The organism is Mesorhizobium salmacidum (SeqCode), from assembly GCF_037179605.1.
In the GTDB taxonomy this organism is placed as follows: domain Bacteria; phylum Pseudomonadota; class Alphaproteobacteria; order Rhizobiales; family Rhizobiaceae; genus Mesorhizobium; species Mesorhizobium salmacidum.
In genome coordinates this window covers 112,796-127,932 of sequence record NZ_JAPYKS010000014.1, presented here as the reverse complement: position 1 = coordinate 127,932, position 15,137 = coordinate 112,796, and the positions used below count along the sequence as shown (strand labels likewise).

Here is a 15,137-nt window from a genome sequence, read left to right as displayed (position 1 = left end):
AGGTGGTGACACCAGGATCGAGCAGGGCTGGATCAGCACTCTTGCCGTCCGGCCGCTGGCAAGAACGGGCGGCATCCTCTATAGCCTGACGTCCCCAACCCAAAGGCCTGCCCATGTCCTTCATTCCCGACACCGCCACGCTGGTCCAGTTCGCCATCGCCACCGTGATCCTGGCGATCACGCCAGGCCCTGATATGACGCTGTTCGTGTCGCGCACGCTGAGCCAGGGTAGGGCCACAGGCTTCGCCTCGATGGCCGGCGCGCTGTGCGGCACGCTGATCCACACCACGCTGGTGGTGGTCGGCGTCTCGGCGCTGATCGTTGCCTCGCCGATGGCTTTCTTCGTGCTGAAGATCTTTGGCGCCGGCTATCTCGTCTTCCTGGCCTGGCAGGCGATCGCCAAGGGCTCGGCCTTTTCGCCGGAAAAGAAGACGGGCCCGCGGATCTCGCTGCTGCGCAGCTGGGCCGCGGGGCTCGGCGTCAACCTGCTCAACCCGAAGATCATCCTGTTCTTCATGACCTTCCTGCCGCAATTCGTCTCCGCGCACGATCCGAACGCGCCCGGGAAGCTGTTCTTCCTTGGCTCCATGTTCATCGTGCTGTCGATCCCGGTGACGGCACCCATGGTGCTGGCGGCGGAAAAATTCTCGGCGGCGATGAAGGCCAGCCCGCGCGTGACGCGGGTGGTCGACTATCTCTTCGCCGGCGTGTTCTCGGCCTTCGCGCTCAAGATCCTGACGGCCCAGGCGAAGTAGGAGCTTTCTCGTCCTTCCACCAGCTTCCGGCCCAGCGGCCGGCGCTGAGCCAATAGAAGATGCCGCCGACCATGCCACCACCGAGCACCGCCATGATCGCGCTGGTCTCGGTGACGGCAAAAGCGGAATCGCGGATATTGTCGACCAGACCGAGGAAAACTCCCGCCACCAGCGCGCCCGCCAGCGCGTAGAACAGCCAGTCGCGCCGGCCGAGGATTTCGGCAATCAGGATGACGATCGCGGCCGGCATGAAGCCGAAATAAGCGACAAACAGGGCGACGAAAGGAATTGAAAAATAGAGCGATGCCGCCGCCGCCGGATGGGCTTGCGCCGGCGCGTAACCGAGCGAGGCCAGGAACAGCATGTTGAGGAAGGCGCTCGCCGCCAGCGAGGCGATGGTGTAGCCGAACAGGATGACGGCGAAGCGCACGATATAAGCGACGAGACGGTTCATCGGGGATCACGGCCCGTGAGATGACCGGACTTGTGTCCAGCCAGAAGCCAGTAGACCCAGCCGGCGACAATGCCGGCCGCGGCCAGAAAACCGAGGAAGCCCGGATTGAAAACGAAGCCTCCAGCGGAGCCTGGGACAAAAACACCGAAGGCGATCGACGTGACCGCGCCCGTGACGGCAAAGTAGAACCAACCTCGCAGCGCCAGCCGTTCGGCGACGAAGATCGCCGGGCCGACGATCAGCAACGCGCAGATCGCCACGGTCAACACGGCGAGCGGGAAGGAGGCCAGCCAGTCGAATGTGAAAATGATCGACCAGTTGCCGTCCTCGATCCCGGCCAGGAGAACGATCAGCAGCACCGGCACCAGGATCGAGGTGAGCACAGCGGCGACGTAGCCGACTGTTATGATGGCGAAGCGCTTCGAGCAGGCGACGAGACGGTTCACACCTCGCCGTGCCCCGCGATCATCATGGCTTCCAGCGCCAGCCGGTCGACCTTGCGCATGCGTTCCGATTCCGACTTCAGCTGGCCGCAGGCGGCCAGGATGTCGCGGCCGCGCGGCGTGCGGATCGGTGAGGCATAGCCGGCATTGTTGATGTAGTCGGCGAACTTCTCGATCGTCTCCCAGTCCGAGCACTGGTAGTTGGTGCCAGGCCACGGGTTGAACGGGATCAGGTTGATCTTGGCCGGAATGCCCTTGAGCAGCTTGATCAGCCCCTTGGCGTCCTCGATGGAATCGTTGACGTCCTTCAGCATCACATATTCGAAGGTGATGCGCCTGGCGTTGGACAGGCCGGGATAGGCGCGGCAGGCGGCGATCAGCTCCTTGAGCGGATACTTCTTGTTGATCGGCACCAAGAGGTCGCGCAGATCGTCATTGGTGGCATGCAGCGAGATCGCCAGCATGACGCCGATCTCCTCGCCGGTGCGGAAGATCTCCGGCACGACGCCGGAGGTCGACAGCGTGATGCGGCGCTTCGACAGGGAAAGTCCGTCGCCGTCGGAGGCGATCAGCAGCGCCTTCTTGACCGACTCGAAATTATAGAGCGGCTCGCCCATGCCCATCATGACGACGTTGGACACTTTCCGGCCCTCGGCGGGCACGATGGCGCCATCCGGCGTGTCGCGGTCGGGGAAGTCGCCGAGCCGGTCGCGGGCGGTGAGCAACTGGGCGAGGATTTCCTCAGCCGTCAAATTGCGCACCAGCTTCTGCGTGCCGGTGTGGCAGAACGAGCAGGTCAGCGTGCAGCCGACCTGCGAGGAGATGCACAGCGTGCCGCGGCCTTCCTCGGGGATATAGACGGTTTCGATCTCGACCGGCCGGCCGGCGCCGCGCGGCGGAAAGCGGAACAGCCACTTTCGCGTGCCGTCGGCGGAAATCTGCTCCTCTACAATCTCGGGCCGGGCGACGGTGAAATGCCTGTCGAGCTCGGCGCGCAGGTCCTTGGAGATGTTGAACATGCCGGCGAAGTCGGAAACGCCGCGCACGTACATCCAGTGCCAGAGCTGCTGGGCGCGCATTTTTGCCTGACGCTCCGGCACGATGCCTGCAGCGACGAGGGCCTCCGCGAGCTCGGCCCGTGTCAGGCCAATCAGCGACGGTTTTTCGGCCGGCATGGCGCGGGTACGCAAGGCGTCACGGGCACCGTCGGCGGTGAGGTCGAGTGAAAGGGTCATGGTTGCACAGATATAAGCGGTTTACGGCCGATTTCATCCATCGTGCCTGATCTCAAGCGGGGCGCATAGCACAGCTTGGCGGCAGAGTCATGCCGCGGGCGATCGGGCAGCCTGTCCCGCCGCCGGGCCGTGGTGCTTCCCCAGTGCGCGATCGATCACATATTCGTGTCAGCGTAACGGCCGGCGCGCCATCCGCGAACCCTGAATGGGGCAACTGTGCCCCTGCACAATGGGAGTATGCGGAATGAAATCGATCAAGCTCGCCGTCATTGCCGGCCTCGCCGCTCTTTGCGCCTCGCAGGCGTTCGCCGAGGACACGATGGGCACCATGACCATGATGAAAGGCGGACAAGTGACGGCGATCATGCCGGACGGCCACATGGGCACCATGATGCCGGACGCGAAGATGGGCGCCGATATGATGAAGATGGCCAAGCCGATCAAGCATTGCATGATGATAATGACCGACGCCAAGGGCAAAGCCTATATGATCGACACGTCGACCAAGAAGGCCCAGGCCGAATGTGAAAAAATGGCCATGTGACGATCTCGCAACGATTGCCCGCCGGCGTGGAGGCCGGCGGGTCGCGCAGCTTTCACTTCGATTGAAGGAGGCGCTCTCTGGATCATGCTCACGAGCGGACGCCCAACACCGCGGCCCGTTCATCCCGGCCGATCGTCAGACTCTTGCTTGATCGGTGTCATGCCTGTGTTAGGGCTGGGTTTTCCCCGCGAGGACAGACATGGCCGGCCAATCGCGAAGACATCCCATGCTGCGGCGTTCGCGCGCCATGTGGGCCTCGCGCCGCGTCTGGCAGCCGCGCCTGGTGTTCTGGGCCGGTGCGATCTCGATCGGCCTGATCAGCGTGTTGTTTGCCGTGCTGGCCGACAAGGCACAGGCGCTGTTTCATGTGGTGATCGGCAATGATGGTGGCTGGCGCTTCTATCTGCCGCTTGCGATCACCCCGCTTGGCTTTGTCCTGTGCGCGTGGCTGGCGCACGCCTTCTTCCCCGGCTCGCAAGGCAGCGGCATTCCGCAGGCGATCGCCGCCCGGCACCTGCGCGACGACGACGACCGCAGCCATATCCTGTCGCTCAGGCTGGTGGCGGGCAAGATAGCCCTCACTCTTGTCGGCCTGTTCTGCGGCGCTTCCATCGGCCGCGAGGGGCCGACCGTGCAGGTCGGCGCGTCGCTGATGCTGCAGGCGGCGCGCTGGGGCGGCATGGCGCAGGCGCGCGGCCTGATCCTGGCGGGATCGGCCGCCGGCATCGCCGCCGCCTTCAACACGCCGCTTGCCGGCATCGTCTTTGCCATCGAGGAAATGGGCCGCACCTATGAGGCGCGCACCAACGGGCTGGTGCTGACGGCGGTCATCCTGGCCGGCCTCGCCTCGCTCGGCGTGCTCGGCAACTACACCTATTTCGGCGTGTCCAAGGAGACGATCTCGTTTGCCGTCGACTGGCCGCTGGTGACCGCCTGCGGCGTGATCGGCGGCGGCTTTGGCGCCTTGTTCTCGTTGCTGGCGTTGAAGGCGACGCGGCGTATCCGGCGCTGGAACGCACTGCAGCCGCTATGGCGCGCGCTGCTGGTGGCGGCGGTCTGCGGGCTGGCGGTGGCGGTGATCGGCATCGCGTCGGGCGGGCTGACCTTCGGCACCGGCTATGCGCAGGCGCGCAGCGCGGTCGAAGGCACGCCGCTGCCCTGGTTCTTCTTCGCCGAGAAATTCGCGGCCGGCCTGCTGTCGATGATTTCAGGGATACCCGGTGGCATCTTCGCACCCTCGCTGGCGGTGGGAGCGGGCATCGGCAGTTCGCTCGGCCTGGTGTTCGGCAGCGGCGCCGGCGTCGCGGCGCTGCTCGGCATGGCCGGCTATTTCGCCGGCGTGGTGCAGGCGCCGATGACGGCCTTCGTCATCATCCTCGAAATGACCGGCAATCACGACAATGTCATCGGCCTGATGCTGGCCTCGATGCTGGGCTACGGCACGGCGCGCCTGATCTCGCACGAGCCGCTCTATCACGCCCTGTCGCGGGTGTTTATCGCCGAAGCGATCCGGCGGCGGCGGGCGGAAGCCGCACCGGAATCAGGCCACGGCTGAAAAAAGCAAAAGGCCGGGGTTGCGGCCCGGCCTTTGGTTCAAAAACGAAGATAGCCTATTTGCACTTGGCGATCGAGGACAGCGCCGCCGAGATGCCCTTCAGCGAAAAGACATAATTCGTGGGATTGCCGCGGCCCGACTTCGCCGACACCTTCATGTCGGTGCCGGTCTTCATCGCCGCGATCAGCACTGGTTCCTCGGCGGCGTTCTCGACCCAGGCCGATTTTCCGCGCGTGAACATCGAGAAGCTCTTCTTGTCGATGGTGACGGTGGCCTTGGAGCCTTCCTGGAAATTGTAGCCGGCGATGAACTGCGGCTCATAGGATACCTGTTGGCCGGGCCGCTGGCTGACGAAGAAGAACATGTCGCCATGGTCGAGCGTCGGCGGCTGCTTGTCGGTCGGCACGGTCAGCACGTAGCAGACCTTGCCGCCCGACGCCTGGTAACTGTAGGTGCCCCAGGCATTGTGCTGGCCGATCTTGGTCGCCTGCTGCGCCAGCGCCGGCGCTGCCGAGGCCGCCAGGACCAGGCTCGAAACTAGTGCAATCAATCCGCGCATCGTTTTTTCCCGTATTCCAAATGGTGCGGAGGCGGGCCGCGTGGCGTCCTGCCGTCGCTTCATTTTGATTTAATCTGGGTTACCAAACGGTGAAGTTCCCAAGAGAAAAGGACCTTTACCCCAGGAAACCGCCGCCATTTCCGCGCCGCCGCCTTGTCAGCGGCCGGCACGGCGTCCCTTTGGCGACTTGGAGGCCACGAAAACGGCAAGAGTTTGACTTTTGACCCGCCGCTGAGGGCCCCTGTCCAGGGGCTGAGCCGACGTGGCGGATTTGGGCGGCGGGACTTTAGCTCTTGTCGGCGATGGCGTCCTTGGCGGCCTGCCGGTGCGCCGGCGTGATATGGGCGCTGACGGCGGTGATCGCGGCGGTCAGCACGGCGATGTCGTCGGTGAAGCCGAGGCCGAAGATGAAGTCGGGGATGAGGTCGACCGGCAGGACGAAATAGCCGAGCGCGGCCACCAATATGCCCTTGGCGCGTAGCGGCGTTTTCTTGTCCATGGCGCAGTAATAGGCGGCGACGACGTCTTCCATGAACGGGATCTGCCGCGCGGCCTTCTTGGCCGTGCGCCAGAACTTTTCGCGCACTTCGCCCTCGCCGCCCAGTCTGTCGCCAAAGCCGAAGAAGTCAAAACCGGATTCTTGCGCCATCAATCTCTCCTCGCGGGTCCCAGCGTATACTGGCGCATGCCCGCGGATCAAAATGTGGTGAAAGCCGAACCCGGCTGCAAGATGCGGGCGCCGATTTGGCGGGTCCGCGCCGGGCCCATGAGCATGGCCAGTCCGCGTTCAGCCGCCGAAATAGCGGTTCATCTTCTTGGCCAGTTCGATATCGAGCGCCGTGACGCCGCCGGCGTCATGCGTGTTCAACGTCACGTCGACGGTCTTGTAGACATTCGACCAGTCGGGATGATGGTCCATCTTCTCGGCGGCCAGCGCGACACGGGTCATGAAGGCGAAGGCTTCGGAGAAATTCTTGAAGGTGAAGGTGCGGGCGATCGAGGCGCCGTCCTTTGCCAGCGCCCAGCCGTCAAGCGCCGTCAGTGCTGCTTCGGCGGCTTCCCTGCCCAGTTTCTCTCTCGTCATGTCCGCTTCCCGTGCTATTGCGCTGGAGTAGGCAGCATAGCGCCGGATCCATGATAGCGAAGCCCATAAATTCCATTCTTTTCGTCTGCCTCGGCAACATCTGTCGATCGCCGCTGGCGGAAGGCGTCCTTCGCGCCGTGCTTTCGGAGCGCGGATATGGCGGGGATATCGTGCTCGATTCGGCCGCGACCGGCGGCTGGGAGGTCGGCTCCGCTCCCGATCCGCGCTCGATTGCTATCGCGTCGCGCCACGGCATCGACATCTCGCGGCAGCGGGCGCGCAAGATCGTGCCGGAGGATTTTCACCGCTTCGACCTGATCTTCGGCATGGACCGATCCAACGTCCGCGACCTGAAGGCGCTGGCGCCGGTGGCAGTGCGCGATCGCATCCACCTGTTCCTGGACTTCGCCGAGGGAAGGCCGCGCGATGTGCCGGACCCCTACTATGGGGACCGGGAAGCGTTTGCTTCGGTCTATCGCATGATCCGCGAGGCGTCGGATGCGCTGGCGACACGGCTTGCGGCGCGCGTATCGACGCCGGACAGCGGCCAGGCTTCCTCGACGACATAAGGGCCGCCGCCGACCGAATCACGCGACGACATCAGGACGAAGCGGCCGATGCGGAACGGTAGCGTCGAGAAATTGCCGCGCGCCGACAGATATTGGGCGACGTCGAGCGGGCTCGAATTGCGCAGGCGCGCCAGCGTCACATGCGGCATGAACTTGCGCGGATCGGCGGGAATGCCGAGCCGTTGGCAAATGCGCTCGATCTCGGCCTGAAGGGCGGCCAGATCGGGCGAGGGGGAAGCGCCCGCCCACACCGCATGCGGCTTCTTCTGGCCGAAAGCGCCGACACCCGACAGTGCCAGCGAGAAGGACGGGCGCTGCACCCGGTCGAGCGCATTGGCGATCTCGTCGGCGACATGGCCTTCGACATCGCCGATGAAGCGCAGCGTCAGATGGTAATTTTCGACGTCGATCCAGCGGGCCCCGGGCAGGCCGCCCCGGAGCAGGGACAGCGAAAGGGCGGCATCACGCGGAATTTCGAGGGCGGTGAAAAGACGCGGCATGAAGAGCCTCCCTTCCTCGAATCGAACTGTCATCCCTAGCGAATCATCGATAATCAAATGGAGCAAGTGGTTTGTTGGTCGCAGGCCTTCGCTAAACGTTTCCCCAACGGAAAGCGGCTTTATCGGACATCATGAATCTCCCGGCGCCGCCGCGATGGCCTTCTCCACCGTCGGCAGGATGCGCTCGACCATCTGATCGACCCCTCTGGCGTTCGGATGCAGGCCGTCTCCGAGTTGCAAACTGGACTGGCCGGCGACGCCGTCGAGAAAGAACGGATACAGCGTAACGCCGTATTTCGCGGCGAGTTCCGGAAAGACGGCGTCGAAGGCGCTCTCGTAGTCGGCGCCGAGATTGGGCGCGGCGCGCATGCCGGCCAGGAGCACGGCGATCTTGCGCCCTTTGAGCTTGCCCAGCATCGCGTCAAGGTTCTTCCGGGTGATGTCGGGTGAAACGCCGCGCAGCATGTCGTTGGCGCCGAGTTCGAGGATGACAAGCTGCGTCCCGTCCGGCACCGACCAATCGAGCCGCGCCAGGCCGCCGCTGGAGGTATCGCCGGACACCCCGGCATCGGCGACGGCGACGTCATGGCCCCTGGCGCGAAGGGCGGCCTGCAATTTGTCGGTAAAGCCCTCACCCGGCCCAAGGCCGAACCCCGCCATCAGGCTGTCACCGAAGCCGACGATCTTGAATGGCTCGGCGCGCGCCGACGAAATGGCGCCGCAAATGGCGAGGAAAACGATCAGGCCTGCGGCAAAGCGGCGTTTGAAAGACATGCGGCAGGCCCCATATGACAGAGAATTCTTCCGGCGATGGCTTCCGACAGGCAGAGCCTCCCTTTCCATATAGGACGCTTTCATTTTGACAGAAGCCGTCATCGCGCTGAAAGACGTATCCCTGACACTCGGCGAAGGGGCCTCGTCCGTCCATGTGCTGAAGGGCGTCAGCCTCGAAGTGGCGTGCGGCGAGGCGACGGGCATCGTCGGTCCGTCGGGGTCCGGCAAGTCGACATTGCTGATGGTGCTGGCCGGGCTGGAGCGGGTCGACTCGGGTACGGTACGAATCGCCGGCGAGCTGCTCAACGACAAAACCGAGGATCAGACCGCTTCGTTTCGTGGCCGAAACATCGGCATCGTGTTCCAGTCCTTCCACCTGATCCCCAACATGACCGCGCTCGAAAATGTCGCGGTGCCGCTGGAACTGGCCGGCCACGCCGATCCGTTTTCGGTGGCGGAGCGGGAACTGGCGGCCGTGGGCCTCAGCGACCGCGTCACCCATTACCCCGGCGAACTCTCGGGTGGCGAGCAGCAGCGCGTGGCGATCGCCCGGGCGCTGGCACCGTCGCCGCGCATCCTGATCGCCGACGAGCCGACTGGCAATCTCGACCAGGCGACGGGGCGGCAGGTCGCCGATCTTCTGTTCGCGAAGGCCGCCGAGCGCGGCATGACGCTGGTGCTGGTCACCCATGATCCGGCGCTCGCGGCGCGCTGCTCGCGCCAGGTGTCGATGCGCTCCGGGCGGATCGAAGCGCCGGCGCCGGTCAAGGTCACCGCCTGATGCCGCTGGCGCGGACCTTCAAGCTTGCCATCCGCTTCTCTGTGCGCGAGATGCGTGGCGGCCTGTCCGGCTTCCTTGTTTTCCTCGCCTGCATAGCGCTCGGCGTCGCGGCCATCGGCGGCGTCAATTCGGTGGCCCGCTCCATTACCGCCGGTGTCGCCGATCAGGGCCAGACGCTGCTCGGCGGCGACCTTCGCTTCCAGATCAACCAGCGCGACGCCAACCAGGCTGAACTTGGCTTTCTCGACGGGCTGGGCGTCGTTTCGCATACCGCAGGCATGCGCTCGATGGCGCGCCTGGCCGACGGATCCGATCAGGCGCTCGTCGAGGCCAAGGCGGTCGACGAGGCCTATCCGCTCTATGGCGCGCTGGAAACCGAACCGGCGCTGACGAAGCAGGAACTGTTCGGCGGGCAGTTCGGCGTTTTCGGCGCCGCTGCACCCGGCCTTTTGTTCGAACGGCTGCATCTCAAGATCGGCGATCGGCTGAAGCTCGGCAACGCCATCTTCGAACTGCGCGCCAGGCTGGTCAGCGAGCCCGACGCGGTTTCCGACGGGTTCGGCTTCGCGCCAAGGCTGATGATCTCGACCGAGGGCCTGGCCGCCACCGGGCTGATCCAGCCGGGCAGCCTGGTCGAGAACGCCTACAAGGTCCGGCTGCCCGCCGGTGCCGACGAGGCGCGGCTCAAGGCCATCCAGGACCAGGCAACCAAGGATTTCCCGGAGGCCGGCTGGTCGATCCGCACGCGCGGCAACGCAGCACCGGCGCTGTCCTCCAACATCGAACGCTTCTCGCAATTCCTGACGCTGGTCGGGCTTACCGCGCTGGTGGTCGGCGGCGTCGGCGTCGCCAATGCGGTGCGTGCCTATCTCGACGGCAAGCGCGGCGTCATCGCCACCTTCAAGAGCCTGGGGGCGTCCGGCGGCTTCGTCTTTGCCGTCTACCTCGTGCAGATCCTGATCATCGCCCTGCTCGGCATCGGCGCCGGCCTGATGCTTGGCGCGCTGATGCCGTTAGTCGCAAGTGCCGCCCTGCAGTCCGTCATTCCGGTGCCGGCGCAAGGCGGCTTCTATCCCGGCGCGCTCGCCATGGCGGCGCTGTTCGGCCTGCTGGTGACGCTCGCCTTCGCGCTGCTGCCGCTCGGCCGCGCCCGCGACGTGCCGGCGACCGCGCTGTTCCGGGAGATGGGGCTGGAAGGCCGCGGCTTGCCGCGCCCCGTCTATGTCGTTTGCGCGCTCGGCATCGCGCTTTTCCTGGCGGCGCTGGCGATCCTGTTTTCGGGCGACCAGCGCATCGCCTCGATCTTCGTCGGCGCCACGATTTTTGCTTTCCTGGTGCTGCGGCTCGTTGGCGGACTGGTGCAATGGGCAGCCAGGAAAAGCCCGCGCGTGCGCTTTGTCGCGCTCAGGCTCGCCATCGCCAACATCCACCGGCCCGGCGCGCTGACGCCATCGGTGGTGCTGTCGCTGGGGCTTGGACTGACTCTCCTGGTGACGCTGGCGCTGATCGACGGGAATCTCCGGCGCCAGATCTCCGGCAACCTGTCGGAGCGGGCGCCGAACTTCTTCTTCGTCGACATCCAGGGCAGCGAAGTCGATGCCTTCTCATCGCTGATCGCAAAGGAGGCGCCGCAGGGAACGCTGGCCAAGGTGCCGATGCTCCGGGGCCGGGTGATGGCGCTCAACGGCGTCGATGTCGACAAGGTCAACGTGCCGGCCGAGGGCGCCTGGGTGCTGAAGGGAGATCGCGGCCTGACCTATGATATCAGGCAGCCGGAAAACGCGACGCTGACCGAGGGCAAATGGTGGCCGGACAATTATGCCGGCGAGCCGCTGGTTTCGTTTTCCGACAAGGAGGGCAAGGAAATCGGGCTGAAGCTCGGCGACACCGTCACCGTCAATGTGCTCGGCCGCAACGTCACGGCGCGGATCGCCAATTTCCGCCAGGTCGAATGGGAGACGATGGGCATCAATTTCGTCATGGTGTTCTCGCCCAACACATTCGCGGGCGCCCCGCATGGCTGGATCGCGACGCTCACCGAAAAGAGTGCTTCGAGCGCCGACGACGCGCGCGTCCTCAATGCCGTCACCCGCGCTTTCCCGGCGGTGACGACGGTGCGGGTCAAGGACGCGCTCGACATCGTCAACCGGTTGGTCGGCCAGCTCGGCACGGCGATCCGGGCGGCGGCCGGCGTGGCGCTGATCGCCTCGGTCCTGGTGCTTGCCGGCGCGCTTGCCGCCGGCAATCGGGCGCGCATCCACGACGCGGTGGTGCTGAAGACGCTGGGCGCGACGCGCACCACGCTGATAACGGCCTTCTCGCTGGAATACATGCTGATCGGGCTCGCCACCGCGATCTTCGCGCTCGCCGCAGGCAGCGCCGCCGCCTGGTTCGTCGTCGCGCGCATCATGACCTTGCCGTCGCATTTCATGCCGGAAGTCGCGGTCGCCACGATTGCCTTTTCGCTGGTGATCACGGTCGGCATCGGCCTTGCCGGCACCTGGCGGGTGCTTGGCCACAAAGCGGCGCCCGTGCTGCGAAACCTCTGATTCGCCGCCCTGCGCCGCCTGCCCCAGGTTAAATCTTGATAAGAATGCCATCCAAAACGGCCGGCGAGGCGGCATTTTGGCCTGTCACGAACCGTTACAACAGGTTACGGTCTTGTTCTCGACGCGAATAACCATCATATTTCGGCGCAGGCATGCTGGAGCCCCGCCAGCGGCGCCTGGGTCCGCAAGAGGCCCGACACCGGACGGGGCAGAAGCAACAGAGGATTTCCAATGGCTGATCCCATTCGCAATTATCAGACGTCGGCGGTGCCCGGCGTCCGCGCCGACATCGACCAGGGTCTGCGCGCGTACATGATCAAGGTCTACAATCTGATGGGGCTTGGCTTGCTCATCACCGGCCTTGCCGCCATCGGCACGATCATGCTCGCCACCACCGCCGACCCGGCCTCGGCCGTCGCGACGCTGCCGAGCGGCGAGATGCTGACCTCGTTCGGCTATGCGATCTTCGGTTCGCCGCTGCGCTGGGTTGTCATGCTGGCGCCGCTGGCCGCCGTGTTCTTCCTGTCGTTCAGGATTCAGTCGATGAGCGTCGCCGCCGCGCAGACGACCTTCTGGGTCTATGCCGGCCTGGTCGGCCTGTCGCTGTCGTCGATCTTCCTGGTCTACACCACGGCAAGCATCTCGCAGACCTTCTTCGCCACCGCCGCCGCTTTCGGCGCGCTGTCGCTGTTCGGCTACACCACCAAGCGCGACCTGTCGGCGATGGGCTCGTTCCTGATCATGGGTGTGTTCGGCATCATCATCGCGTCGGTGATCAACATCTTCCTGCAGTCGTCGGCGCTGACCTTCGCCGTCTCGGCGATCGGCGTGCTGGTGTTCGCCGGCCTCACCGCTTACGACACGCAGAAGATCAAGGAGATGTATTTCGAGGGCGACGCATCCGATGTCGCCGGCCGCAAGGCCATCATGGGCGCGCTGTCGCTCTACCTCGACTTCATCAACCTGTTCATGTTCCTGCTCCAGTTCATGGGCGACCGCCGCTAAGCGGTATTGGACCATCAACTCCTGGAAGGGCGGCCCAATGGCCGCCCTTTTCTTTTATGTGGGCCTCTGCTGTTGTCGAGGGCACATAAGAGGGCTGCATAGAGAATGAGCAGTATCGTGATCAGGCCGGCAACCCCGGTCGACCTCGACATAATCACGGAAATCTATGCCGACGCGGTCACCAACGGCACGGCGAGCTATGAACTGGAGCCGCCCAGCCGCGCCGAGATGGGCGCGCGATTCGCCACGCTGGCGGCCGGCGGCTTTCCCTACCTGGTGGCCGAGAAGGACGGCGCCGTGCTCGGCTATGCCTATGCCGGCTCCTTCCGGCCGCGCCCGGCCTATCGCTTCATCGTCGAGGATTCGGTCTACGTCGCGCCTGACGCGAAGGGCCAGGGCGTCGGCCTCAAGCTGATGCAAAGCCTGGTCGGGGCGGTGCGGGCGGCAGGCTTTCGCCAGATCGTCGCGGTGATCGGCGATGGCCACGCCGACAGCGCCTCGGTCAGGCTGCACGAGAAGCTCGGCTTTCGCCATTCCGGCCGCCTCGAAGGCTCCGGCTACAAGCACGGGCGCTGGCTGGACACGGTGTTCATGCAGCTATCGCTGAACGGCGGGGCATCGGTGCCACCCGATCCGGATTCGTTGCCGGAGCGGAAATTCCGGAAGGGGGAATTGAAGAATTGAAGAATGAAAGAAAAATGGCGCTTACGTCAGACGCCGAGTGTCAATTCCTCAATTCCCGGTTCAAACCTGGACCAGCTTCAGCTTGCTGTCGAAGACGCCAAGCACGCGGCCAAGCTCCTGGCCGCGTTTGAGGATGCGCCCGCCCGCCGCGATGACGGCGAAGGCGCCCTGCTTGCGCGCCAGTTTCGGATCCTTGACGATCTGGAACAGCGGCACTTCGCTGGCGCGACGAAAAACGGAAAAGACAGCGCGGTCGGTGAGATGATCGATGGCGTAGTCGCGCCATTCATTGGCGGCGACCATACGTCCATAGAGCCTCAGGATCTGGTCCAGTTCACGCCGGTCGAAGCGGACCGGCTGGTCGAGGCGTTCACGTCGCGCCTCGTGTAGCGGGATCAATATTGCGGATGCGTCTCCATCCCCCATCCCGCCGCCGTCATCAGTCATGCCTCGATCCTTCAAAATGAATCTTTGCCAACCAAAGTTGGCCCCTTCGCAACCCAATTGCAAGAGCCGGCGAAGCGAAGCCGGCGGCTAGCCGTTTCCGTCGCGTCCAGTCACGTTTGTGAAACGCGTGTTGGAATTGGTGATGCTTCGCCACATTTCTGCCTTTTTTTATCCGCGCTCATGCCCCAATGTCCGACGAATTTACCGGCGTTGCCTGAGACGGTTCGGTCCGGCACCGGCTCGTAAACCCCAAGCCCCCCGCCCACGGGTCTGCGTCGGATCGAACCAACCTCGGCCTTTTCCACGGAAAAGCGCCAGGTGCGACGATCCCAAAACCTAAATGACCGGCGTCAGAAGCAAGCTGACGTCGGTTTTTTCGTTTTTGCACCTTTTTTACGCAACTAAGGCGACCCGTGGAACTCGGCGTAGAACCCGAGGCGGCCATATCGACTCAATTCCACCGACGTGCTTGCCATTTGCCGTTTCACTTAATAGGGTGTTAAGTGAAACGGAGACGGCAATGCCAGGCGCATCGGACTCCACGACAAAACAGGTGAATGGCGGGACGGCAGCGCCAGAGGCCGGCGGTGTCGGCCCTCGCATCAAGGCATTGCGCACGGCGCGGCGCGTCTCGCTGCGCCAGCTCGCCGACATGACCGGCACGACCGCTAGCTTCATCAGCCAGCTCGAGCGCAATCTGTGCGGCGCCAACACCGGCACGCTGCTCAAGATCGCCGCCGCTCTCGACCTCGGCATCAACGATCTGTTCGAGGACAATGCCCGCCCCCTGCACAAGGTGCTGCGGCGCGATGAGCGGCCGGTCGTTCCGGTCGGCGCGCAAGGCCGCAAGATGCTCCTGTCGCGGCGGCCGATCCACCAGTTCGAGGTCTATGCCGGACATTTCGAGGTCGGCGGGTCGACCGGCGACGAGACCTATGTCCATAGCGGCGAACACGAAATGTTCATGGTGCTCAAGGGGACGGTGGAGCTGACGCTTGCCGACGAGCGCCATGTGATGCGCGAAGGCGACAGCGTCGAATACGCAACGTCGGTGCCGCATCGCACGGTCAATGTCGGCGACACGCCGGCGGAGGTGCTGTGGATCATCGCGCCGCCAACCGCCGGCGCGCTCGAACTCGATCAATACAGACCCGGAAACCGCTCGCATCCGGGTGAATGAAAACAAATGCGAGTTCTGC

18 protein-coding genes are annotated in these 15,137 nt (G+C 64.5%); 9 read left to right on the top strand and 9 right to left on the bottom strand.

All coding sequences use genetic code 11. The features are described 5' to 3' along the window. The first annotated feature begins 113 nt into the window (after positions 1–113). Positions 114–755, top strand: a complete 642-nt coding sequence (locus O7A60_RS19795) for a LysE family translocator (RefSeq protein ID WP_027146213.1) — start codon at positions 114–116, stop codon at positions 753–755. Here O7A60_RS19795 and O7A60_RS19790 read toward each other — a convergent pair. The 3 genes from O7A60_RS19790 to rlmN are packed head-to-tail and all read right to left on the bottom strand — an operon-like array spanning position 727 to position 2,887. Further along, positions 727–1,209, bottom strand: coding sequence for a hypothetical protein (locus O7A60_RS19790; RefSeq protein WP_337107669.1), 483 nt, complete (start codon positions 1,207–1,209; stop codon positions 727–729). The two genes, O7A60_RS19795 and O7A60_RS19790, sit on opposite strands and share 29 nt — an antisense overlap. Further along, the gene (locus O7A60_RS19785) at positions 1,206–1,655 is read right to left on the bottom strand and encodes a hypothetical protein (protein WP_337107668.1); all 450 of its coding nucleotides are present in this window, start codon (positions 1,653–1,655) and stop codon (positions 1,206–1,208) included. The genes O7A60_RS19790 and O7A60_RS19785 overlap by 4 nt, the downstream gene beginning before the upstream one ends. After that, complete coding sequence (gene rlmN / locus O7A60_RS19780; RefSeq protein ID WP_337107667.1) at positions 1,652–2,887, bottom strand: dual-specificity RNA methyltransferase RlmN; 1,236 nt, start codon at positions 2,885–2,887, stop codon at positions 1,652–1,654. Before rlmN ends, O7A60_RS19785 begins: the two co-directional genes overlap by 4 nt. A gap of 244 nt (positions 2,888–3,131) precedes the next feature. Here rlmN and O7A60_RS19775 point away from each other — a divergent pair, with 244 nt between their 5' ends. Together O7A60_RS19775 and O7A60_RS19770 are read left to right on the top strand one after the other, a co-directional pair. Continuing rightward, a complete protein-coding gene (locus tag O7A60_RS19775) occupies positions 3,132–3,431 on the top strand; it encodes a hypothetical protein (protein ID WP_140510494.1) in 300 nt (99 codons plus the stop codon). 199 nt (positions 3,432–3,630) lie between these two features. After that, on the top strand, positions 3,631–4,986 hold the full coding sequence (locus O7A60_RS19770; protein ID WP_337107666.1) for a chloride channel protein: 1,356 nt from the start codon (positions 3,631–3,633) through the stop codon (positions 4,984–4,986). A 55-nt stretch (positions 4,987–5,041) separates the two neighbouring features. Here the strand turns inward: O7A60_RS19770 and O7A60_RS19765 are convergent, their stop codons facing one another. The 3 genes from O7A60_RS19765 to O7A60_RS19755 form a co-directional block, all read right to left on the bottom strand. Beyond that, positions 5,042–5,545 carry an invasion associated locus B family protein gene (locus O7A60_RS19765; RefSeq protein ID WP_015314944.1) on the bottom strand — a complete coding sequence of 168 codons (504 nt, stop codon included), beginning with the start codon at positions 5,543–5,545 and terminating at the stop codon, positions 5,042–5,044. Between the two features lie 286 nt (positions 5,546–5,831). Beyond that, positions 5,832–6,194, bottom strand: a complete 363-nt coding sequence (locus tag O7A60_RS19760; protein ID WP_337107665.1) for a YkvA family protein — start codon at positions 6,192–6,194, stop codon at positions 5,832–5,834. A gap of 138 nt (positions 6,195–6,332) precedes the next feature. Beyond that, entirely contained in the window at positions 6,333–6,629 is a 297-nt protein-coding gene (locus O7A60_RS19755) for a 4a-hydroxytetrahydrobiopterin dehydratase (protein ID WP_337107664.1), read from the bottom strand. A 50-nt stretch (positions 6,630–6,679) separates the two neighbouring features. On the opposite strand from O7A60_RS19755, the gene O7A60_RS19750 reads away from it, so the two are divergent. Then, positions 6,680–7,198, top strand: a complete 519-nt coding sequence (locus tag O7A60_RS19750) for a low molecular weight protein-tyrosine-phosphatase (protein ID WP_337107663.1) — start codon at positions 6,680–6,682, stop codon at positions 7,196–7,198. Here O7A60_RS19750 and thpR read toward each other — a convergent pair. Both thpR and O7A60_RS19740 read right to left on the bottom strand, forming a co-directional pair. Further along, on the bottom strand, positions 7,102–7,698 hold the full coding sequence (thpR, locus tag O7A60_RS19745; protein WP_140510914.1) for an RNA 2',3'-cyclic phosphodiesterase: 597 nt from the start codon (positions 7,696–7,698) through the stop codon (positions 7,102–7,104). The two genes, O7A60_RS19750 and thpR, sit on opposite strands and share 97 nt — an antisense overlap. 129 nt (positions 7,699–7,827) lie before the next feature. After that, the gene (locus O7A60_RS19740; RefSeq protein WP_337107662.1) at positions 7,828–8,472 is read right to left on the bottom strand and encodes an arylesterase; all 645 of its coding nucleotides are present in this window, start codon (positions 8,470–8,472) and stop codon (positions 7,828–7,830) included. Positions 8,473–8,557: 85 nt separating this feature from the next. Between O7A60_RS19740 and O7A60_RS19735 the strand changes: the two genes are divergently transcribed. The 4 genes from O7A60_RS19735 to O7A60_RS19720 all read left to right on the top strand — a co-directional run bounded on the left by O7A60_RS19735 (position 8,558) and on the right by O7A60_RS19720 (position 13,491). Continuing rightward, complete coding sequence (locus O7A60_RS19735) at positions 8,558–9,253, top strand: ABC transporter ATP-binding protein (protein ID WP_337107661.1); 696 nt, start codon at positions 8,558–8,560, stop codon at positions 9,251–9,253. After that, positions 9,253–11,802 carry an ABC transporter permease gene (locus O7A60_RS19730; protein WP_337107660.1) on the top strand — a complete coding sequence of 850 codons (2,550 nt, stop codon included), beginning with the start codon at positions 9,253–9,255 and terminating at the stop codon, positions 11,800–11,802. The genes O7A60_RS19735 and O7A60_RS19730 overlap by 1 nt, the downstream gene beginning before the upstream one ends. 231 nt (positions 11,803–12,033) lie before the next feature. Further along, a complete protein-coding gene (locus O7A60_RS19725) occupies positions 12,034–12,807 on the top strand; it encodes a Bax inhibitor-1/YccA family protein (RefSeq protein WP_140510906.1) in 774 nt (257 codons plus the stop codon). Positions 12,808–12,912: 105 nt separating this feature from the next. Beyond that, positions 12,913–13,491: a GNAT family N-acetyltransferase gene (locus O7A60_RS19720; RefSeq protein ID WP_337107659.1), complete on the top strand. Its 579-nt coding sequence runs from the start codon at positions 12,913–12,915 to the stop codon at positions 13,489–13,491. Between the two features lie 60 nt (positions 13,492–13,551). On the opposite strand, the gene O7A60_RS19715 is transcribed toward O7A60_RS19720, so the two are convergent. Next, complete coding sequence (locus tag O7A60_RS19715; protein WP_027146198.1) at positions 13,552–13,938, bottom strand: DUF2794 domain-containing protein; 387 nt, start codon at positions 13,936–13,938, stop codon at positions 13,552–13,554. 520 nt (positions 13,939–14,458) lie between these two features. Between O7A60_RS19715 and O7A60_RS19710 the strand changes: the two genes are divergently transcribed. Then, positions 14,459–15,118: a helix-turn-helix domain-containing protein gene (locus tag O7A60_RS19710; RefSeq protein ID WP_337107658.1), complete on the top strand. Its 660-nt coding sequence runs from the start codon at positions 14,459–14,461 to the stop codon at positions 15,116–15,118. The last annotated feature ends 19 nt before the right edge of the window (positions 15,119–15,137 follow it).